This is a genomic window from Janthinobacterium sp. GW822-FHT07A03 (genome assembly GCF_058798815.1).
In genome coordinates, this window is the sequence record NZ_JBXAKW010000010.1 from 100,062 (window position 1) to 119,974 (window position 19,913).

At 63.3% G+C, this 19,913-nt stretch carries 18 protein-coding genes and 1 riboswitch; of the genes, 13 read left to right on the forward strand and 5 right to left on the reverse strand.

All coding sequences use genetic code 11. From position 1 onward, the window contains the following. Positions 1-230: 230 nt before the first annotated feature. Entirely contained in the window at positions 231-698 is a 468-nt protein-coding gene (locus AC1RJW_RS25290) for a DUF2147 domain-containing protein (protein ID WP_493047371.1), read from the reverse strand. 115 nt (positions 699-813) lie between these two features. Beyond that, positions 814-3,633, reverse strand: coding sequence for a valine--tRNA ligase (locus AC1RJW_RS25295; protein ID WP_493047372.1), 2,820 nt, complete (start codon positions 3,631-3,633; stop codon positions 814-816). A gap of 504 nt (positions 3,634-4,137) precedes the next feature. Here AC1RJW_RS25295 and AC1RJW_RS25300 point away from each other — a divergent pair. Continuing rightward, positions 4,138-5,178, forward strand: a complete 1,041-nt coding sequence (locus AC1RJW_RS25300) for a porin (RefSeq protein WP_493047373.1) — start codon at positions 4,138-4,140, stop codon at positions 5,176-5,178. 7 nt (positions 5,179-5,185) lie between these two features. On the opposite strand, the gene AC1RJW_RS25305 is transcribed toward AC1RJW_RS25300, so the two are convergent. Further along, positions 5,186-7,282, reverse strand: a complete 2,097-nt coding sequence (locus AC1RJW_RS25305; RefSeq protein WP_493047374.1) for a putative bifunctional diguanylate cyclase/phosphodiesterase — start codon at positions 7,280-7,282, stop codon at positions 5,186-5,188. A 236-nt stretch (positions 7,283-7,518) separates the two neighbouring features. Between AC1RJW_RS25305 and AC1RJW_RS25310 the strand changes: the two genes are divergently transcribed. The 12 genes from AC1RJW_RS25310 (at position 7,519) to AC1RJW_RS25365 (ending at position 19,076) form a co-directional block, all read left to right on the forward strand. Continuing rightward, positions 7,519-8,259, forward strand: coding sequence for a Crp/Fnr family transcriptional regulator (locus tag AC1RJW_RS25310; protein ID WP_475414633.1), 741 nt, complete (start codon positions 7,519-7,521; stop codon positions 8,257-8,259). Between the two features lie 96 nt (positions 8,260-8,355). Continuing rightward, the gene (locus AC1RJW_RS25315) at positions 8,356-10,215 is read left to right on the forward strand and encodes a hybrid sensor histidine kinase/response regulator (protein WP_493047375.1); all 1,860 of its coding nucleotides are present in this window, start codon (positions 8,356-8,358) and stop codon (positions 10,213-10,215) included. A 28-nt stretch (positions 10,216-10,243) separates the two neighbouring features. Further along, positions 10,244-11,050 (forward strand): response regulator, encoded by an 807-nt coding sequence (locus AC1RJW_RS25320; protein WP_475414635.1) that lies wholly within the window; start codon positions 10,244-10,246, stop codon positions 11,048-11,050. Between the two features lie 38 nt (positions 11,051-11,088). Then, entirely contained in the window at positions 11,089-11,343 is a 255-nt protein-coding gene (locus AC1RJW_RS25325) for a hypothetical protein (RefSeq protein ID WP_475414636.1), read from the forward strand. A 108-nt stretch (positions 11,344-11,451) separates the two neighbouring features. Next, positions 11,452-11,567: riboswitch (TPP riboswitch) on the forward strand. A gap of 79 nt (positions 11,568-11,646) precedes the next feature. Continuing rightward, complete coding sequence (gene thiC / locus AC1RJW_RS25330; protein WP_493047376.1) at positions 11,647-13,560, forward strand: phosphomethylpyrimidine synthase ThiC; 1,914 nt, start codon at positions 11,647-11,649, stop codon at positions 13,558-13,560. A 20-nt stretch (positions 13,561-13,580) separates the two neighbouring features. After that, positions 13,581-13,784, forward strand: a complete 204-nt coding sequence (gene thiS / locus AC1RJW_RS25335) for a sulfur carrier protein ThiS (RefSeq protein ID WP_071079564.1) — start codon at positions 13,581-13,583, stop codon at positions 13,782-13,784. Between the two features lie 143 nt (positions 13,785-13,927). Next, positions 13,928-14,722 (forward strand): thiazole synthase, encoded by a 795-nt coding sequence (locus tag AC1RJW_RS25340; protein WP_493047377.1) that lies wholly within the window; start codon positions 13,928-13,930, stop codon positions 14,720-14,722. Next, positions 14,722-15,486 carry a bifunctional hydroxymethylpyrimidine kinase/phosphomethylpyrimidine kinase gene (gene thiD, locus AC1RJW_RS25345; protein ID WP_493047497.1) on the forward strand — a complete coding sequence of 255 codons (765 nt, stop codon included), beginning with the start codon at positions 14,722-14,724 and terminating at the stop codon, positions 15,484-15,486. Before AC1RJW_RS25340 ends, thiD begins: the two co-directional genes overlap by 1 nt. Positions 15,487-15,495: 9 nt before the next feature. Beyond that, positions 15,496-16,119: a thiamine phosphate synthase gene (gene thiE, locus AC1RJW_RS25350; protein WP_493047378.1), complete on the forward strand. Its 624-nt coding sequence runs from the start codon at positions 15,496-15,498 to the stop codon at positions 16,117-16,119. A 78-nt stretch (positions 16,120-16,197) separates the two neighbouring features. Further along, on the forward strand, positions 16,198-16,830 hold the full coding sequence (locus tag AC1RJW_RS25355) for an ANTAR domain-containing response regulator (protein ID WP_034749164.1): 633 nt from the start codon (positions 16,198-16,200) through the stop codon (positions 16,828-16,830). A gap of 90 nt (positions 16,831-16,920) precedes the next feature. Further along, positions 16,921-18,027, forward strand: coding sequence for an S-(hydroxymethyl)glutathione dehydrogenase/class III alcohol dehydrogenase (locus tag AC1RJW_RS25360; RefSeq protein WP_102120082.1), 1,107 nt, complete (start codon positions 16,921-16,923; stop codon positions 18,025-18,027). Positions 18,028-18,212: 185 nt separating this feature from the next. Next, positions 18,213-19,076: a hypothetical protein gene (locus tag AC1RJW_RS25365; RefSeq protein WP_493047379.1), complete on the forward strand. Its 864-nt coding sequence runs from the start codon at positions 18,213-18,215 to the stop codon at positions 19,074-19,076. A 13-nt stretch (positions 19,077-19,089) separates the two neighbouring features. Here the strand turns inward: AC1RJW_RS25365 and AC1RJW_RS25370 are convergent, their stop codons facing one another. Both AC1RJW_RS25370 and AC1RJW_RS25375 read right to left on the reverse strand, forming a co-directional pair. Then, on the reverse strand, positions 19,090-19,626 hold the full coding sequence (locus AC1RJW_RS25370; protein WP_493047380.1) for a GNAT family N-acetyltransferase: 537 nt from the start codon (positions 19,624-19,626) through the stop codon (positions 19,090-19,092). Then, positions 19,611-19,886, reverse strand: a complete 276-nt coding sequence (locus AC1RJW_RS25375; RefSeq protein ID WP_493047381.1) for a hypothetical protein — start codon at positions 19,884-19,886, stop codon at positions 19,611-19,613. The genes AC1RJW_RS25370 and AC1RJW_RS25375 overlap by 16 nt, the downstream gene beginning before the upstream one ends. Positions 19,887-19,913 lie beyond the last annotated feature (27 nt).

A 19,913-nucleotide genomic window follows, 5' to 3' on the forward strand; every position in this document is an offset into this window, starting at 1 on the left:
GATGAGGTCATCCGGCAGAGCCATGCCGCCTTTCGCTACGGGCGATGGCGTCACAGGCATGCACTATTTCATTTAGGAAACTTCAAGTATGTTCGGTGGCGCGCATAGGCTGGCTTTGGCTGCCAATCGGCTCAAATGCGAGCGATTCGGTCTGGAAAACAACGGCCGTGTGCGGAAAACAGACACAAAAAAGCCGGCGCAGGGCCGGCTTCGATAGCGCAGGGGAGCGATTACTCTTCACGCAGCCAGGTTTGCGTGCGGCCGATCATGGGAATGCCAACATAGGCGCGCACTTTCAGCTTGGTGCCACCGTCGATCAGTTCCGCCTTGGTCTTGTAGACCTTGCCGTCAGCCGGGTCGAGAATTTGACCGCCGCTCCATTCGTTGCCGTCCTGCTTCAGGCCCGTCAGCATGACGAGGCCGATGATCGGCTGGTCCTTGTTGGCATCCTTGCACTTGTCGCACTTGGGGTTCTGGTCTTCGTCCGGTCCGCGCAGCAGCTTTTCGATCTTGCCTTGCAGTACGCCATTGTTTTCCGTGATGCGAACGATGGCTTTGGGTTTTCCGGTGGTGTCGTCGATGGTTTTCCACGTGCCAACGGGGGTGTGGTTATCGTCGCGCGCGATGGCGCTGCCGGCGATGGCCAGGGCGGCCATCATGACGCTTGCTGTGACGGTTGTTTTGAATAAAGTACGCATCGTTAGTCTCCAATGGTTTTTTTTGATCGGGTCACGAACAGTTTATATACCAAGGCAAGACCAGCGGTGCTGCGCGGCGTCACGGATGACGCCGCGCAATCCTTCCAAACTTGCCTTATGCGCTGGCTAGTTTAGCAAACTGTTCGCGCAGTTTTTCAATTGTCGCCGAAAAACTGAGCAAACGCTCGTTTTCTTGCGCAACGATGGCGGCCGGGGCACGCGCGACGAAGCTTTCATTGCCTAATTTACTATTTACTTTGGCAATTTCTGCTTCGATACGGGCGATTTCCTTGCCCAGGCGCTCGCGTTCGGCCGCCACGTCGATTTCCACTTTCAGCATCAGCTTGGTGGTGCCGACGATGGCAACGGCCGCTGGCGAGTCCGGCAGCGCGTCGACGATCTGCACTTCGGCCAGCTTGCCCAGCGACTGGATGTACGGTGCGTACGAGGCCAGCGCTTCTTTCTCGCTGGCATTGCCCGCTTCGACGATCAGCGGCACGCGCACGGAAGGCGAAATCTGCATCTCGCCGCGCAGGTTGCGCGTCGCATCCGTCAAGGCCTTCAGCTGCTGCATCCACGCTTCGGCCGATTCGTCGATCTTGTCGGTGTTGGCGATCGGATATGGCTGCATCATGATGGACACGCCCTTGGGCTCACCGTCGGCCTTCGGCAGCTTGCCGGCCAGCGGCGCAACGCTTTGCCACAGCGCTTCCGTGACGAAGGGGATGATCGGATGGGCCAGGCGCAGCACTACTTCCAGCACGCGCAGCAGGGTGTGGCGGGTGGCGCGTTGCTGGCCTTCCGTGCCCTGTTGCACTTGCACCTTGGCTACTTCCAAGTACCAGTCGCAATACTCGTCCCAGACGAATTTGTAGATGGTGGCGGCGATATTGTCAAAACGGAAGTCTTCGAAGCCCTTGGCCACGTCCAGTTCCGCTTTTTGCAGCAAGGAAATGATCCACTTGTCGGCCTGCGACAGGTCGGCGTCGTTCGCCGTGCAATCCTTGCCTTCCGTATTCATCATGACGAAACGCGTGGCGTTCCACATCTTGTTGCAGAAGTTGCGGTAGCCTTCGCAGCGGCCCAGGTCGAAGTTGATGTTGCGGCCCAGCGAGGCATAGCTGGCCATGGTGAAGCGCACGGCATCCGTGCCGTAGGCGGAAATGCCTTCCGGGAATTCCTTGCGCGTCGCCTTGGTGATCTTTTCCGCGTCGCGCGGGTTCATCAGGCCCGTGGTGCGCTTGACGATCAGGCCTTCCAGGTCGATGCCGTCGATCAGGTCGATCGGATCCAAGGTGTTGCCCTTCGACTTGGACATCTTCTGCCCCGTCGAATCGCGCACCAGGCCGTGCACGTAGACGGTTTCAAACGGCACCTTGCCCGTGAAGTGCGCCGTCATCATGACCATGCGCGCGACCCAGAAGAAGATGATGTCGAAACCCGTCACCAGCACGGACGAGGGCAGGAAAGCCTTCATGTCCGGGGTGTCTTCCGGCCAGCCCATGGTCGAGAACGGCACCAGGGCGGACGAGAACCACGTGTCGAGCACGTCGTCGTCGCGTTTCAATGGGCCCGTGCTGCCGGCGGCCAGGGCTTTTGCTTCCGCTTCGGCTTGCGTTTTCGCAACAAAGATATTGCCCGCGTCGTCGTACCACGCGGGGATTTGATGGCCCCACCACAGCTGGCGCGAGATGCACCAGTCCTGGATGTTGTTGAGCCACTGGTTGTAGGTGGTGCTCCAGTTTTCCGGCACGAACTTGATTTCGCCATTGGCGACCTTGTCCAGCGCCGTCTCGGCGATCGATTTGCCTGGGAAGAAGGTGCCTTCCGGGGCCGGTTTGCTCATGGCGACGAACCACTGGTCCGTCAGCATCGGCTCGATGACGACGCCGGTGCGGTCGCCGCGCGGCACCATCAATTTATGCGGCTTGACCTGTTCCAGCAAGCCTTGCGCGTCGAGGTCGGCGACGATCTGCTTGCGCGCGGCGAAGCGGTCCATGCCGCGGTAGGCTTCCGGCGCGTCGTCGGTGATCTTCGCGTCCAGGGTCAGGATGACGATCTGCGCCAGTTTGTGGCGCTGGCCCACGGCGTAATCGTTCATGTCGTGCGCGGGGGTGATCTTCACGCAACCGGTGCCGAATTCCTTGTCGACGTATTCGTCGGCGATGATGGGGATTTCGCGGTCCGTCAGCGGCAGTTTGAGCATCTTGCCCACCAGTGCCGTGTAGCGCTCGTCCGTCGGATCGACGGCCACGGCCACGTCGCCCAGCATGGTTTCAGGACGGGTGGTGGCCACCGTCAGGAAACCGCTGCCGTCGGCCAGCGGGTATTTGATGTACCACATGGAACCGTCTTCTTCTTCCGACACCACTTCCAGGTCGGACACGGCCGTGCCCAGCACGGGGTCCCAGTTGACGAGGCGCTTGCCGCGGTAGATCAGGCCTTGCTCGAACAGGCGGACGAAGACGTCGGTGACGACTTTCGAGCGCGGTTCATCCATCGTGAAGTATTCGCGCTGCCAGTCGGCCGAGGCGCCCAGGCGGCGCATTTGCCCGGTGATGATGGAACCGGATTTTTCTTTCCATTCCCACACTTTTTCCACGAATTTCTCGCGGCCCAGGTCATGGCGCGAAATCTTTTGCGCGTCCAGCTGGCGTTGCACGACGATTTGCGTGGCGATGCCCGCGTGGTCGGTGCCGGGAATCCAGGCCGTGTTGTGGCCCAGCATGCGGTGGTAGCGGGTCAGGCCATCCATGATGGTCTGGTTGAACGCATGGCCCATGTGCAGGGTGCCGGTGACGTTCGGCGGCGGCAACTGGATGCTGAAGGAAGGTTTTCCGGCATCGAGGGTGGCGGTAAAGTAACCGCGCTGTTCCCACTCGGTGCGCCAGAATTGTTCAATGTCGGCGGGCTCGAAAGACTTGGCTAATTCCATGATTTGGCGTGTGATTGGCAAAAGGAACCATTATAGATGACGCGGCAACGCCTGCAGCGTGGCAAGCGGTCTTTTTCAGTGTTTTGGCGGCTTTGCGGGCCGTTTGGCCGCAACAGAACGGAGATAAGCGCGCTGCCGATGTTATAATGCCGGCCTCGGCGCCTCCTGCCCCATCCTTGCGGACGGCGCCAGCAGACGCGGTTGCATTAAAGTTTCATATCCAGCACTCGTCCGCGTCTCACGGCCAGCGCATCAGCGATGCCAGCCACCTTCAGCGCGTCCCCTGCGGGCCGGGCGCCTGAGCCACGCGCACCGCCAGCGGTGCACCATTCACGGCGGACCACCGCGCGCCATCGTCTCTATGGGCCGCGCCGCCACAGCTTAGCCAGGATCTGTTGTCCGGCGCGTCGTCTTTTGATACGGCATACCCCGCTTGGCGCCTTGCCGCCTGCGGCCTTGCCGTGGCCGCCGCTTTCCTGGTTTCGCTTTTACGAGGAAATCATCATGAAAAAAATCGCCATCGTTGCCGGCCTTGCCACCACCCTCGGCGCCATGCCTGCCGCCCACGCCCAGTCGTCCGTTGAAGTGTATGGCCTGATGGACGCGGGCCTGGTGCAGGAAGGCGGCGTCAGCAAGCTCACCAGTGGCGTCTCGGCCGGTTCGCGCCTGGGGCTGCGCGGCACGGAGTCGCTGGGCGACGGCTGGCAAGCCGTGTTCATCCTGGAAGCGGGCGTCCTGAGCGACACGGGCCGCTCGGACCAGGCGGGGCAATTGTTCGGCCGCCAGGCCTTTGTCGGCCTCAACAGCCCGCTGGGCATGCTGACCGTGGGCCGCCAGTACAACCTGCAAAGCCAGGCGCTGACCGACGTGGCCGACCCGTTCGAGGGCGGCCTGGCCGGCGCGGCGACCAACCTGGCCGGCTATTCGGCCACGCGCATCGACAATACCGTGCGCTACATCTCGCCCGAGCTGCGCGGCGTGACGGCCACCGTCATGTATGGCGCCGGCGAACACACGGGTGTTGCGGCAGATCAACGTTCGCTGGGCCTGGCATTGGGCTATGTCAACGGTCCCCTGACCCTGCGCCTGGCGCGCCAGAGCCGTGCCGGCGAGCCGGGCAAGGCCAACGTGAACAACACTATCCTGGCCGGCAACTACAACTTCGGCGTGGCCACGGCGTTTGCCGGCTATGGCCGCAACACGGGCGACGGCAGCAGCATGTTCTTCGCGGAAAACCCGTATGGCGCGGCCCAGGCGCCGGCCCAGTCGAGCGACAGCCGCGATGCCATCGTCGGCGTCTCCGTGCCGCTCGGTGCGACGACCTTGCTGGCCTCGTATGTGCACAAGGATGACCGCGATAGCGCCAACCGCGATGCGCAGCAGCTGGCCATCGGCGCCACGTACGCCTTGTCCAAGCGCAGCAAGGTGTATCTTGCCTACGCGCATATCCGCAACCGCAACGACGCCGCCTACATGGTGGGCAACGCCACGGAAGTGGGCACGGGCAACCGCGCGTTCAACATCGGCTTGCGCCACGCGTTTTAACGCATGGTCAAACCATCGCCAAGGCAGGCAACATGCTGCCTTGGCGTAATAATTCTTCAAAGGCGGGCGCGGCCAGGGGGCGGCTGAACAGATAGCCCTGCATCTGGTCGCAGCCGTGCTGGCGCAGGAAGGCCAGCTGCTGGTCCGTTTCCACGCCTTCGGCGATGACGTCCAGGCGCAGGCTGTGCGCCAGCGCGATGATGGCTTGCACGATGGCCGCGTCGTCGTCGCTGTGCGTGAGGTCGCTGACGAAGGATTTGTCGATTTTTAATACGTCGATGGGGAAGCGGCGCAGGTGCGCCAGGCTCGAATAACCGGTGCCGAAGTCGTCGATCGACAGCTGCAAGCCCAGTGCCTTGAGCTTGCCCATGGTGGCGATCGCCTGTTCCACATCCTGCATCATCATGCTTTCCGTCAATTCCAGCTCGAGGAAACGCGCTTCCAGGCCCGTCACGGCGAGTATTTCCCGCACCGATTGCAGCAAGCCGCTTTGCCGGAATTGCCGCGCAGACAAATTGACGGCCAGCCGCAAACCGCCCAGTCCCTCCCGCTGCCAGGCCCGCGCTTGCGCGCACGCCGTCTGCAGCACCCAGGCGCCGATGGGCACGATCAAACCCATTTCCTCGGCCAGGTGGATGAATTCGCCGGGCGCGATGGCGCCCAGGGTGGGGTGGCGCCAGCGCAGCAGCGCTTCCATGCCCACCACCTTGCCGCTGTCGAGCTCCACTTGCGGCTGGTACACGAGGTGGAACTGGCCACGCTCGAGCGCATGGCGCAACTCGCTTTCCAGGTTCAACCGCGCCAGCATGCTGGCATTCATGGCCGGCGCGTAGCTTTGCCAGTGGTTGCGGCCCTGTTCCTTGGCGCGGTACATGGCGATGTCGGCATGCTTGATCAGGGTTTCAGCGCTGTCGCCATCGTCGGGATAGCTGGCCACGCCCATGCTGCACGTGAGAAAGAATTCATGGCCGCCCACCAGCAGCGGCTGCGCCACGGCGTCCAGCACGCGCTGCAGGATGAGCTGGCCCGGGTCGCTGTTGGCGTGTTGCGGCAGCAGCAGGACGAACTCGTCGCCGCCCAGGCGCGCCACCGTATCGACTTCGCGCGTGGCGGCGCGCAGGCGGTCGGCGATCAGTTTCAGCAAGGTGTCGCCCGCGTCGTGGCCCAGGGTGTCGTTGACGAACTTGAAACGGTCGAGGTCGATGAAGACCACCCACAGGGGCAGGGTGCTGCGGCGCGCCACGGCCATCGCCTGTTCCAGCCGCTCGCGCAGCAATAAACGGTTGGCCAGGCCCGTGAGGATATCGTGGCGCGACTGGAATTCCAGTTCCTGCTCGAAGCGCATGACGGTGCTGATGTCGTATTGCGCTACGACAAAGTGGCTGACGGGGCCATCGCCATCGTCGCGCACGGGCGCCACGAACAGCTCGCTCCAGTACGTGCTGCCATCCTTGCGGAAATTGCGCACGATGGCCTTGCCTTCGCGCTGTTCGCTCAAGGCCACGCTGATCGCATGCATGTCCTGGCGCGCATGCTCCGGCCCCTGCAAGTCTTCCAGGCGCTGGCCGATGACCTCGCCGGCGGCATAGCCGGTGATGCGCTCGAAGGCGGGATTGACGTATTCGATCAGGTAGCCGGGCGCGTCGGCGCTGCACAGGATGATGGCATTGGCCGAGACTTCGATGATGCGTTCGCGCAAGCGCAGCGATTTTTCATTGCGCATGCGCGCGGCGATGTCCTCGGACAGGCGCAAATTGGCAAACTGCAAGGCTGCCGTGCGTTCTCCCGTGATGCGGGCAATCACGGAATTGCGCGACACCAGCTGGTACACATACGCCGTGGCCAGCAGGCTTGACAACATTCCACCCAGCAACACGTACAGCGAGCCGCGGCGGTTCGCATCGAGGGTCAGTCCATGCGCGGGCAGCATGGCGGCACTCAGCGAATGGCCGCTGGCATGGTGCTGCCACAGCAGCCTGGCGCTTTCCGCTTCGATCTGACGCGCCGAGACATAGCACAGGGCCGTCAGGCACAGCCCGACGGCCAGGGTCAGCAGCGCCGAGGTGGAGACGGAGATGGAGATGCGCTTGAAGAATGATTGCATGATGAGTCCCGTGGCAGCACCGGTGCCGATCCATGATCAGGCAGGCCGGGCAGTGACTGACTGTAGGGCGGCAGGCGCCGCAGGGTCCGTTCGGTACCGAACGGACGTTGATGCCAACAAGAAATATAGTCGGGTCACCGTGCAAGCAGTGTGTTACGCTGCACACCATGGCGACCCTCGTTCGGACGCCTTTCATCTACCCCCTAGCTGACGACTGGAAACCAGGAAAACTGCCCATGTCGAGTCCGCATGCCCAGCTGCACAACCCGAATCAAAACCATTTGCTCGCCGCCATGCTCGACGCCGATTTCGCGCGCCTGGCTCCCCATCTGGAGCAAGTCTCCATGCTGCTCGGCGACGTGATCTACGATTCTGGCGACAAGCTCCAGCATGTGTATTTCCCCACCACGGCCATCGTTTCCATCCATTACCTGCTGGAAAACGGCGGTTCGTCCGAAATTGCCGGCGTCGGCAACGAGGGCATCGTGGGCGTGTCGCTGTTCATGGGCGGCAACTCGACACCGAGCCGCGCCGTCGTGCAGACGGGCGGTGTCGGCTACCGGCTCAAGGCGCACCTGCTGATGGAAGAGTTCGACCGCGCGGGCCCCGTCATGCGCTTGCTGCTGCGCTATACGCAAGCCCTGATCACGCAAATGTCGCAAACGGCCGTGTGCAACCGCCACCATACGGTGGAGCAACAACTGTGCCGCTGGCTGCTGCTGACCATGGACCGCCTGCCGAACCGCGAGCTGACCATGACGCAGGAACTGATCGCCAACATGCTGGGCGTGCGCCGCGAAGGCGTGACGGAAGCGGCGGGGCGATTGCAAGCGCGCGGCCTCATCAGTTACCGGCGCGGCCATATCACGGTGCAGGACCGCGCCGGCCTCGAAGGCCAGGTGTGCGAATGCTATGGCGTCGTCAAGAAGGAATTTACGCGCCTGCTGTCGGACGTGCGCCAGCGCCAAGGCCGCTAGGCGCCGCATTTCCCGTTTTCTTTATTGTTGTCATAGCCCAGGCTACCCATGTACTCAGTTGAAAATAACCCTACTCGCGCCCCTTCGCGCTGGCCCATGGCATTGGCATTCGCGTTCAGCGCCCTCGTATTGGTGGTCATCGGCGTGCTGGCCTGGCGCGCGCAGCCTTTTGATGCGGCGATCCTGATCGAGGCCCTGGTATGCCTGCTGTTGCTGATGCTGGTGGCGCTGTACCGGCGCACGGCGGCGGCCAGCCTGCCGCGCCAGCTGCTCAAGGCGGGCGCCTTGCAGGATGCGATTTTCAACAGCGCGAACTTCTCGTGCATCGCCACCGATGCGCAGGGCGTGATCCAGATCTTCAACGTGGGCGCCGAACGCATGCTCGGCTATGCAGCGGGCGACGTGGTGGACAAGCTGACGCCGGCCGGTATTTCCGATGCGCAAGAAATCGTCACCCGCGCGGCGGCCCTCAGCGCCGAACTCGACACGGTCATCACGCCGGGCGTGGAAGCGCTCGTGTTCAAGGCCACGCGCGGCATCGAAGACATCTATGAGCTGACCTACATCCGCAAGGATGGCAGCCGTTTTCCCGCCATCGTTTCCGTGACGGCCCTGCGCGACGCGCAGAGCAAGGTCATCGGCTATCTGCTGATCGGCACCGACAACACGGTGCGCAAGCAGGTCGAGGCGGAACAGGCACAGCTGGACCAGCGCCTGCGCGAACAGCAGGCCTACACGCGCTCGCTGGTCGAAACCAACAATGCCGAGCTGAAGAAGGCGCGCCAGGTGGCGGAAAAGGCCAACCGCGCCAAGTCCGAATTCCTGTCGAGCATGAGCCATGAATTGCGCACGCCCCTGAACGCCGTGCTGGGTTTCGCCCAGCTGATGGCGTCCGATGTGCCGCCGCCGAGCCCGCCCCAGCAGCGCTCGATCGAGCAAATCCTCAAGGGCGGCTGGTACCTGTTGCGCTTGATCAATGAAATCCTCGACCTGGCCATGATCGAATCGGGCAAGGTCACCCTGTCGCAGGAAGCGATGTCGCTGCTCGACGTGCTGCAGGATTGCCAGGCCATGATCGCGCCGCAGGCGGAAAAGCGCGGCATCCGCATGCATTTCCCCCGCTGCGGCAAGGCCTTTTATGTGCATGCGGACCGCACGCGCGTAAAACAGGTGATGATCAACCTGCTGTCGAACGCCATCAAGTACAACCAGGGCGGCGGCGCCGTCACCGTCGAATGCAGCGGGCATGGCGAACGCGTGCGCGTGAGCGTGCGCGACAGCGGCGCCGGTCTCGACGCGGCCCAGGTGGCGCAGCTGTTCCAGCCTTTCAACCGCCTGGGACAGGAAAACAGCACGGAAGAGGGCACGGGCATCGGCCTCGTTGTCACCAAGCAACTGGTCGAATTGATGGGCGGCACCATCGGCGTCGACAGCGCCGTCGGCGTGGGCACCACGTTCTGGTTCGAGCTGGCCGCCAGCAGCGCGCCGGCACTGGTGCTGGGCGACGGCGACGCGCTGCCGCAGGTGCAGGAACCGCAGGAAAGCCTGCGCACCTTGCTGTACGTGGAAGACAATCCCGCCAACCTGGCGCTGGTGGAGCAATTGATCGCCCGCCGCAGCGACTTGAAACTGCTGACGGCCATCGATGCGCACCTGGGCATTGACCTGGCGCGCACCTACCAGCCGGACGTGATCTTGATGGATATCAACCTGCCTGGCATCAGCGGCTATGGCGCGCTGCATATCCTGCACGACGATCCCCTCACCAGCCACATTCCCGTCATGGCCCTGTCGGCCAACGCCGTGCCGCGCGACATCGAAAAAGGCTTGCAAGCGGGCTTCTTCCGCTATCTGACCAAGCCGATCAAGGTCGTCGAATTCATGGACGCGCTCGACGTGGCCCTGCACCATGCAGCCGCGCACGGCCTGGCCGACGACACTCACGCAATACGCTAATTCAGCACTCAATTTTAGGAATACCGCCATGCTTCAAGCCACCGAGATCCTGAACGCCAGCATCCTCATCGTCGATGACCAGGAGGCGAACGTCATGCTGCTGGAACAGGTGCTGCGCAATGCCGGCTACACGCGCATCACGTCCACCATGGACCCGCAAGCCGTGCGCGCGCTGCACCAGCAGCACCGCTACGACCTGATCCTGCTCGACTTGCAGATGCCGGAAATGGATGGTTTCGAAGTCATGGAAGGCTTGCGCGACATCGAGGCGGGCAGCTACCTGCCCGTGCTGGTGATCACGGCCCAGCCCGGCCACAAGCTGCGCGCCCTGCAGGCGGGCGCCAAGGATTTCGTCAGCAAGCCCTTCGACCTGGTGGAAGTCAAGACGCGCATCCACAACATGCTGGAAGTGCGCTTGCTGTACCAGAAGCTGGCGGAATACAACAAGTCGCTGGAACAGATGGTGGAAGACCGCACGGCGGAGCTGCGCGAAAGCGAAGCGCGCTTCCAGCGCTTCACGGAACTGTCGTCCGACTGGTACTGGGAGCAGGATGCGCAGGGCAATTTGACGCGCTTTTCCGGCCCCGTGGCTGAAATGCTGGGCATCGGCAGCGAGGAAGAGCCGCAGCGCTGGAACGCCACCGAGCGCGCCTTGCTCGACGCCAAGATCGCCGCGCGCGAACCGTTCCTCGATTTCATCTACAGCCGCACCAACCTCGACGGCAGCACGCAATACCTGCAGGTCAGCGGCGAACCGATGTTCGACAATGGCAGCCGCTTCATCGGCTACCGCGGCATCGGCCTCGATGTCACGGAGCGCTTGCGGGGAGCGTGATTTATACTTGGCGTTATTGATATTGACCAGGAAAAATCATGACTGACAAATCTCCCTCCTACTGGTTCCCCGCCAAGACCTATGGCTGGGGCTGGGGCTTGCCCATCACCTGGCAGGGCTGGCTGGTGTTCCTGGCCGCGCTGGCGCTGTTCGCCTGCGGCGCCTTCCTGTTCCCGCCGCAAACCATGCTCGTCGGCTATATCGTCTATGAAGTGGCCATCGTTGCCGTGCTCATTTTTATCTGCCAGCTGAAGGGCGAACCGACCGCCTGGCGCTGGGGCAAGAAGAAATAAGCGCGACGCCGTCTGCTGCATTGCAGCAGATGCGCAAAGACGACACCTGCAAGAAATCATCTGGCCACGCGGCGCGAACCGCGTATAATTGGCTCGCTGCCGCAAGGCGGCAAACGCTAGGGGTCCTGCCTTTCGCTGTGGAAACACAGTGCAAGCGCGGGTGAGAAATACCCTCCGAACCTGATCTGGATAATGCCAGCGAAGGGAAGCTTTAGGATGAACGCACCCCGCCTTTCCGCGTGCGTAATTCCGAACCTCCTTAGCTGGCTCCAGGCTTAAAAATAGTCTAGCCAAGGAGCCAAAATGAACGCCAACCCGAAATTCCTCTCCGCCACCGCCACGGTCGACGAAGCCGCCATCGCGCCGCTGCCCAATTCGCGCAAGATCTACGTCGAAGGCAGCCGCCCCGACATCCGCGTACCCATGCGCGAGATCGGCCAGTCCGACACGGAAGCGTCGTTCGGCGGCGAAAAGAATCCGCCCATCTACGTCTACGACACCTCCGGTCCCTACACGGACCCGGACGTGCAGATCGACATCCGCTCCGGCCTCGATACGCCGCGCCTGCCGTGGATCATGGAGCGGGCCGACACGGAAGAATTGCCCGGCCCCACCTCCGACTACGGCATCGCCCGCCTGGCGGACCCGAAACTGGCCGAGCTGCGTTTCAATCTGCACCGCAAGCCGCGCCGCGCCATTGCCGGCAAGAACGTCACGCAAATGCATTACGCGCGCCAAGGCATCATCACGCCGGAAATGGAATTCGTCGCCATCCGCGAAAACATGCGCCGCCAGGAGTATTTGCGCGAACTCAAGGCTTCCGGCCCCATGGGCGAACGCCTGGCCGACCTGATGGGCCGCCAGCACCCGGGCCAGTCCTTCGGCGCCAGCATCCCGGCCGAGATCACGCCGGAATTCGTGCGCGAGGAAATCGCCCGCGGCCGCGCCATCATTCCCGCCAACATCAACCACCCGGAAGTGGAACCGATGATCATCGGCCGCAATTTCCTGGTGAAAATTAACGCGAACATCGGCAATTCCGCCGTCACCTCGTCGATCGGCGAGGAAGTGGAAAAGATGACCTGGGCCATCCGCTGGGGCGGCGACAACGTGATGGACTTGTCCACCGGCAAGCATATCCACGAAACGCGCGAATGGATCGTGCGCAACAGCCCCGTACCGATTGGCACCGTGCCCATCTACCAGGCGCTGGAAAAGGTCAACGGCAAGGCCGAGGATCTGACTTGGGAAATCTTCCGCGACACCCTCATCGAGCAGGCGGAGCAGGGCGTCGACTACTTCACCATCCACGCGGGCGTGCTGCTGCGCTACGTGCCGATGACGGCCAAGCGCCTGACGGGCATCGTTTCGCGCGGCGGCTCCATCATGGCCAAATGGTGCCTGGCGCACCACCAGGAATCGTTCCTGTACGCGCATTTCGAAGAAATCTGCGAAATCATGAAGGCGTATGACGTGTCGTTCTCGCTGGGCGACGGCTTGCGCCCCGGCTCCATCTACGACGCCAATGACGAAGCGCAACTGGGCGAACTGAAAACCCTGGGCGAACTGACGCAGATCGCCTGGAAGCACGACGTGCAGGTGATGATCGAAGGCCCGGGCCACGTGCCCATGCAACTCATTAAAGAAAACATGGACTTGCAGCTGGAACAGTGCGGCGAAGCGCCGTTCTACACCCTGGGGCCGCTGACCACCGACATCGCGCCCGGCTACGACCACATCACCTCGGGCATCGGCGCGGCCATGATAGGCTGGTACGGCACGGCCATGCTGTGCTACGTGACGCCGAAGGAACACCTGGGCTTGCCCAACAAGGCGGACGTCAAGGACGGCATCATCACCTACAAGATCGCGGCGCATGCGGCCGACCTGGCGAAAGGCCATCCGGGCGCGCAGATCCGCGACAACGCGCTGTCGAAAGCCCGCTTCGAATTCCGCTGGGACGACCAGTTCAACATCGGCCTGGACCCGGACAAGGCGCGCGAATTCCACGATGAAACCTTGCCCAAGGATTCGGCCAAGGTGGCGCATTTCTGCTCCATGTGCGGCCCCCATTTCTGTTCCATGAAGATCACGCAGGAAGTGCGCGAATACGCGGCCGGCATGGGCATCGCGGAAAACAAGGCGCTCCAGCAGGGCATGGAAATCAAGGCCATCGAGTTCATCAAGAACGGCGCCGAGCTGTACCGCAAGGTCTGAAGGAGAGCGTGATGCCTGCATTGATATCCATCACGCTCAACGGCGCGCCGCACCAGGTGCCGCCGGGGCAAACCCTCGATCAACTGATCGCCGCGCTGTCGCTGGAAAACCAGGCGCTGGCGCTGGCCGTCAACCGCAATGTCGTGCCGCGCAAGGCGTGGCCGGGACAGGTCTTGCAGGTGCAAGACCAAGTGGAAATTGTACGCGCCATCGGCGGTGGCTGAAAACGTCCAAGCAAACCTACTGCGCGTCGCGCTTTGCGGCCTGCGATGCTCACCGTGCTCTAGCACGGTTGCGCGTCTCGGCCACAAATCATCGCCGCTCGCTACGGTTTTCTTCGGACGTTTAAAAACTTAAGGAAAAGCACATGAATACCGCAACACATGACGACCTGCTGACCATCGCAGGCAAGCAATATCAATCGCGCTTGCTGGTGGGCAGCGGCAAGTACAAGGATTTGCCGCAGACGCGCGAGGCGACGGACGCTGCCGAGGCGCAGATCATCACGGTGGCCATCCGCAGGGTCAACATTGGCCAGGACCCGAACGCGCCCAGCCTGCTCGACTTCGTGCCGCCGGACCAGTACACGATACTCCCGAACACGGCCGGCTGCTACAACGCGAAAGACGCCGTGTACACCCTGCAGCTGGCGCGCGAGCTGCTGGGCGGGCGCAATCTGGTCAAGCTAGAAGTGCTGGGCGATGAAAAGACCCTGTTTCCGCACATGCCGGAAACCTTGATCGCGGCCGAAGCGCTGGTCAAGGATGGTTTTGACGTGATGGTCTACTGCAGCGATGACCCCATCCAGGCGAAGATTCTGGAAGACATCGGCTGCGTGGCCGTCATGCCGCTGGCCTCCTTGATCGGCTCGGGCATGGGCATCCTGAATCCGTGGAATTTGTCCTTGATCATCGACCAGGCGAAAGTCCCCGTGCTGGTGGACGCGGGCGTGGGCACGGCGTCGGACGCAGCGATTGCCATGGAACTCGGCTGCGATGGCGTGCTGATGAACACGGCCATTGCCGGCGCGCGCGACCCCGTGCGCATGGCGCGTGCCATGAAGCTGGCCGTGCGGGCCGGGCGCGAAGCGTTTCTGGCGGGACGCATGCCGCGCAAATTTGTCGCTTCCCCATCGTCGCCGATGGCGGGCCGCCTGGCGTGATGGTGCCGATGCACCGCACCGTGCTGGTGTTTGCCGGCGTCGACCCGTCGGGCGGCGCCGGCATTGCCGCCGATATTGTCGCGATTGCGGCGCAGGGCGCGCATGCCTTGCCCGTGATCACGGCGCTGACGGTGCAGGACAATGACCGCGTGTTTGCTGTCGAGCCTGTGGCGCCGGAGTTGCTGCGCCGGCAGGCGCTGGCGCTGATCGACAAGATCGCCATCGATGCCGTGAAAATCGGCATCCCGGGCAGCGCCGCGAATGCGGCCGTCATCGCGCAACTGATCGCGCAATTGCGGCTGGCCCGCCCAGGATTGCCCGTCGTGCTCGATCCCGTGCTGGCCAGCGGCCATGGGGACGTGCTCAGCCGGGACGATGCCGTGCTGGCGCTGGCGCCCTTGTTGCCGATGACTACCGTGATCGTACCGAACGGGCCGGAAGCGGCGGCCCTCGGCGGCGAGGCAAACTTGCTTGTGCAAGGCTGCCGGAACGTGCTGGTGACGGGCGGCCACGGCGAGGGCGAGACGGTCATCAACCGCTGGTTCGATAGCGTCGGCGGCGAGCGCGAATGGCGCTGGCCGCGCTTGTCCGGCGAGTTTCACGGCAGCGGCTGCACCCTGGCCTCCGCCATCGCGGCGCGCCTGGCACTGGGACAGGCATTGCCTGAAGCGCTTGATCTGGCGCAAAGCTATTGCCATGCGGCCCTGGCCGGCGCGTATGTGATTGCGCCAGGTCAACTCATGCCGCAACGATTCATTCAATAAGGAAACATCATGCGTGGACTGTATCTGGTGACCCCGAACTGGGACGACACCGACCGCCTGCTCGACGTGAGCGAACAAGCCTTGCAGGAAGGCGTGGCCCTGCTGCAATATCGCCACAAGAGTGCCGACGCACAGCAGCGGCGCGAGCAGGCGGGCGCCTTGCTGGCCCTGGCCCGCAAGTATGGCGTGCCCTTCATCATCAACGATTTTATCGAACTGTGCGAAGAGCTCGACGCCGATGGCGTGCACGTGGGCGGCACGGACGCGTCCGTGGCGCAGGTGCGCGCCCGCCTGGGCAAGGACAAGATCGTCGGTGCTTCCTGCTATGGCGACATGGCCCTGGCAAGGACGGCCGAGGCCGGCGGCGCCAGCTATGTGGCCTTCGGCGGTTTTTATCCGTCGCTGGTGAAAAAGTATCCGGTGACGACGCCCCCCGATATCGTGCTGCAGGCCAAGCGCGAGATCGCCTTGCCGTGCGTGGTGATCGGCGGCATGACGCCGGAGAACGCGGCGCCGCTGGTGGCGCGCGGCGCCGACATGGTGGCGGCCATCAGCAGCGTCTTTAACAATGCATACGAGGCGGACGATGTGAATATTGCGGTGCAGCAATTCAATCAATTGTTTGTGGCATGAGCTGGGAATGGAAGGCTGATTTGGGCCAGTAATCGGCATATAATAAGAACATCATTCATTACCGAGGTTCCTTTGCCCATGAGTCAGCCAGCCGCCGCGAAACGCCTTATCCTGATCGTTGACGATGACCAGCTCCTGTTGGAATTCCTCGGCGAAGTCCTGCGCCATGCCGGCTACGAGACGGCCCTGGCCCATTCGGCCGAAGTGGCGCTGCAGCTGATCGCCCAGCGCGAGCCGGACCTGGCCTTGCTCGACATCCACATGCCGGGCATGTCCGGCCTGGAACTGGCCAAGCGCCTGCATGGCGAGACGGCCGTGCCGTTCATGTTCCTGTCCGGCAGCGGCGACAGCGAATCGGGCAAGCAGGCAGCCGCCTACGGCGCCGTGGGCTACGTCGTCAAACCCGTCGACGAAGGCCGTTTGATGCCCGCCTTCGAAGCGGGCCTGGCGCGCGCCGACGAGATCCGCCAGCTGCGCCGCACCGAGCTGAACCTGAACGCGGCGCTGGCCGCCGGCCGCGAAACGAGCCTGGCCGTGGGTTTGCTGATGGGCAAGTTCCAGACGGACCGCAACACGGCGTTCGAAGTGCTGCGCGACCATGCCCGTTCCAGCCGCCGCAAGATCAATGAAATCGCCAGCCAGCTGCTGCTGGCCGAGGAAACCTTGAACGGCTTGCACGGCGCATTTTTGAACCGGGCAAAGACCAAGTAAGCGTATCCTCTCGCGCCCGCATGCCTGCCTTGCTATGATGTGGCGATACGGCGCGCTGGCGCGCCTGGTTCAACCATAGACAGGACATACATGAAAACCAAAGCAGCGATTGCATGGAAGGCGGGCGCGCCGTTGACCATCGAAGAAGTCGACCTGGCCGGCCCGCGCGAGGGCGAGGTCTTGGTCGAGATCAAGGCCACGGGCATTTGCCATACCGATTACTACACCTTGTCGGGCGCCGATCCGGAAGGCATCTTCCCGTCCATCCTCGGTCATGAAGGCGCCGGCATCGTCGTCGACGTGGGCCCGGGCGTGAAAAGCCTGAAGAAGGATGACCACGTCATTCCGCTGTACACGCCGGAATGCCGCCAGTGCAAATTCTGTCTGTCGCAAAAGACGAACCTGTGCCAGTCGATCCGCTCGACGCAGGGCCGCGGCCTGATGCCGGACGCCACCTCGCGCTTTTCCATCGACGGCAAGCCCATCTTCCACTACATGGGCACCTCCACCTTCTCGAACTATATCGTCGTGCCGGAAATCGCCCTGGCGAAGATCCGCGAAGACGCGCCGTTCGATAAAGTCTGCTACATCGGCTGCGGCGTCACCACCGGCGTGGGCGCCGTGCTGTTTACGGCCAAGGTCGAGGCGGGCGCGAATGTCGTCGTGTTCGGCCTGGGCGGCATCGGCCTGAACGTGATCCAGGCTGCCAAGATGGTTGGCGCCGACAAGATCATCGGCGTCGACATCAACCCGGCGCGCCAGGCCATCGCGCGCAAGTTCGGCATGACGCATTTCGTCAACGCCAACGAAGTGGACAACGTGGTCGACACCATCGTGCAGCTGACGGACGGCGGCGCCGACTACAGTTTTGAATGCATCGGCAACACCACCACCATGCGCCAGTCGCTCGAGTGCTGCCACAAGGGCTGGGGCCAGTCCATCATCATCGGCGTGGCCGCGGCCGGCCAGGAAATTTCCACCCGTCCATTCCAACTGGTGACGGGGCGCGTGTGGAAAGGTTCCGCCTTCGGCGGCGCGCGCGGCCGCACGGACGTGCCGAAGATCGTCGACTGGTACATGGAAGGCAAGCTCAATATCGACGATTTGATCACACACAGGCTGAAGCTCGATGATATCAATCAAGGTTTCGACTTGATGAAGAGCGGCGAATCGATCCGTTCCGTCGTGCTGTACTGATAGACATACGCCGTACCACGGCGTTTTTGCGGAGGCTTGGGCCTCCGTTTTTTTTGCCCCGCGTGCCATCCATCGTCCATGTCTGCCATCCAGGCAGGTCTTTTTGCAGCCTGTCGCACCGCGCTGGAGCCGCGCTCCATCCGCCGCTACAGTCGATGCTCCACTACTTTTGCGACGAGGCAGCCATGTCCACTTCCCACCGTTTGATCCTCAGCCTGGCCGGTATCCTGCTTGGCGGCAGCGCGCTGGCCGTGCAGCCGCCGGAGCCGCCGCAGCCGCCCGCGCCGCCGGCCGCACCGGCCGCGCCGAGCAAGAAAATCAATATTTCCATGGGCAGCGGCGATGGCTATGCGCTCGTCGACAGCAGCGAGGATAGCGTCACCATGGCCGGCACCGATGTCGATGGCCAGCAGATCAAGCAGCTGCAGCGTTCGCTCAAGGGGCAATTCCTGTGGTTCCGCGACCAGGGCAAGGGCTATGTGACGCAGGATGCCGCGCTGCTGGCCCGCGTGCGCGACGCCTGGAAACCGTCGCAAGATCTGGGCTTTCAGATGAGCGGCCTGGGCAAGCAGATGAGCGAACACGGCAAGGCGATGGGCGAACTGGGCAGCAAGATGGGCGCCCATGGCGCGGCGCAGGCGAACGTCGGCGCGCGCGATGTGGCGCAACTGCAGGCGCTGGGCCGCCAGCAGCAGGAACTTGGCCGCAAGATGGGCGAGGCGGCACGCCGTCAGGCGCAGGCCACCACGGAGACGGCGCGCCGCGCGGCCGGACGCGAGGTGGAACGCTTGCAGCAGCAGATGGAAGATGCGCAGGACGCCATGGAAGAGGTCAACGACCGCATTGCCGCCGCGCAAGAACGCGAGGCGGACAAGGTGGATGCGCTGTCGCGCCAGATGGATCAGCGGGGCAAGCCGATGGAAACCCTGGGCAAGCAGATGGAAGCGCTGGGACGCCAGCAGGAAAAGGCCACCAAGGCGGCCGACAAGGCCACGCGCCAGGTGATTGCCCAGGCCCTCAGCGAGGGCAAGGCAAAACTGGTGCGCTGAGTGTTGCGCTGCATCAGCGCGCCAGCGGCATGCGCATCAGGCAGCGCAGCGCCGGGTCGTGCCCGTCCTGCGTTTCGCGCGCCAGCTTGCGCGCGTGACCCGCGCCCAGCGCCACGGCGTCGATTTCGCTGAAATCGTGGCGCGCATAGTAGGGCCCGTTCCACGGCAGGTGGCGGTAGGTGCTCAGCGTCAGCCAGGCGCAGCCCAGGGCCCGGGCATGGGCCGCCGCCGCGTCGAGCAGGCGCGCACCCAGTCCCTGCCGTTGATGCGGCAGGGCGACGGACAATTCCACGATGAACAACTGGCCGTCCAGCGCCTGGGCGCCCAGGAAACCCACGGGCGTATTCTGTCCATCGGCGGCCACCCACAGGCAGTCTTGCCGCTGCAGTTCCTGTAAGGTGTCCAGTGGCAAGGGTTCCCCTTGCGCCAGCCACGCCAGTTCTTCCCCGGCCTGGGCAAACAGGGCCGCGGCGCTGCGCTCGACCTGGGCCAGCAACGGCAGGTCGGCGCCGCCGGCCGCGCGTATCGCATAGCTCATCGGGTATGCCATGCGGCGGCCACGGCCCGGTATTGCGCCGGCAGCTGCGCCCTGGCCTCGTCTTCGCTCGCATACACCTCATCCTGCAGCGTTTCCCAGCGAGCGTCGCAGCTGAAACGGTAGACGCGCGCCTCGCCCGCATACTGGCACACGGCCAGGCCGTGGATGGCGATGGAGGCGGCGCCGGCTTCACTGGCGACGTGGCCGAAGGGCAAGTCGGACCAGGCCCAGGCCAGTACGCGGGCGCCGTCGAGGTGGGTGGGTGGTGTCATGGGGATACAGGCCGTTGTGTCGGGATG

Excerpts from the sequence above, each read along its gene's own strand:
- AC1RJW_RS25290 (WP_493047371.1), bottom strand. The coding sequence starts at position 698 with ATGCGTACTTTATTCAAAACAACCGTCACAGCAAGCGTCATGATGGCC.
- AC1RJW_RS25295 (WP_493047372.1), bottom strand. The coding sequence starts at position 3,633 with ATGGAATTAGCCAAGTCTTTCGAGCCCGCCGACATTGAACAATTCTGG.
- AC1RJW_RS25300 (WP_493047373.1), top strand. The coding sequence starts at position 4,138 with ATGAAAAAAATCGCCATCGTTGCCGGCCTTGCCACCACCCTCGGCGCC.
- AC1RJW_RS25305 (WP_493047374.1), bottom strand. The coding sequence starts at position 7,282 with ATGCAATCATTCTTCAAGCGCATCTCCATCTCCGTCTCCACCTCGGCG.
- AC1RJW_RS25310 (WP_475414633.1), top strand. The coding sequence starts at position 7,519 with ATGTCGAGTCCGCATGCCCAGCTGCACAACCCGAATCAAAACCATTTG.
- AC1RJW_RS25315 (WP_493047375.1), top strand. The coding sequence starts at position 8,356 with ATGGCATTGGCATTCGCGTTCAGCGCCCTCGTATTGGTGGTCATCGGC.
- AC1RJW_RS25320 (WP_475414635.1), top strand. The coding sequence starts at position 10,244 with ATGCTTCAAGCCACCGAGATCCTGAACGCCAGCATCCTCATCGTCGAT.
- AC1RJW_RS25325 (WP_475414636.1), top strand. The coding sequence starts at position 11,089 with ATGACTGACAAATCTCCCTCCTACTGGTTCCCCGCCAAGACCTATGGC.
- thiC (WP_493047376.1), top strand. The coding sequence starts at position 11,647 with ATGAACGCCAACCCGAAATTCCTCTCCGCCACCGCCACGGTCGACGAA.
- AC1RJW_RS25340 (WP_493047377.1), top strand. The coding sequence starts at position 13,928 with ATGAATACCGCAACACATGACGACCTGCTGACCATCGCAGGCAAGCAA.
- thiD (WP_493047497.1), top strand. The coding sequence starts at position 14,722 with ATGGTGCCGATGCACCGCACCGTGCTGGTGTTTGCCGGCGTCGACCCG.
- thiE (WP_493047378.1), top strand. The coding sequence starts at position 15,496 with ATGCGTGGACTGTATCTGGTGACCCCGAACTGGGACGACACCGACCGC.
- AC1RJW_RS25355 (WP_034749164.1), top strand. The coding sequence starts at position 16,198 with ATGAGTCAGCCAGCCGCCGCGAAACGCCTTATCCTGATCGTTGACGAT.
- AC1RJW_RS25360 (WP_102120082.1), top strand. The coding sequence starts at position 16,921 with ATGAAAACCAAAGCAGCGATTGCATGGAAGGCGGGCGCGCCGTTGACC.
- AC1RJW_RS25365 (WP_493047379.1), top strand. The coding sequence starts at position 18,213 with ATGTCCACTTCCCACCGTTTGATCCTCAGCCTGGCCGGTATCCTGCTT.
- AC1RJW_RS25370 (WP_493047380.1), bottom strand. The coding sequence starts at position 19,626 with ATGGCATACCCGATGAGCTATGCGATACGCGCGGCCGGCGGCGCCGAC.
- AC1RJW_RS25375 (WP_493047381.1), bottom strand. The coding sequence starts at position 19,886 with ATGACACCACCCACCCACCTCGACGGCGCCCGCGTACTGGCCTGGGCC.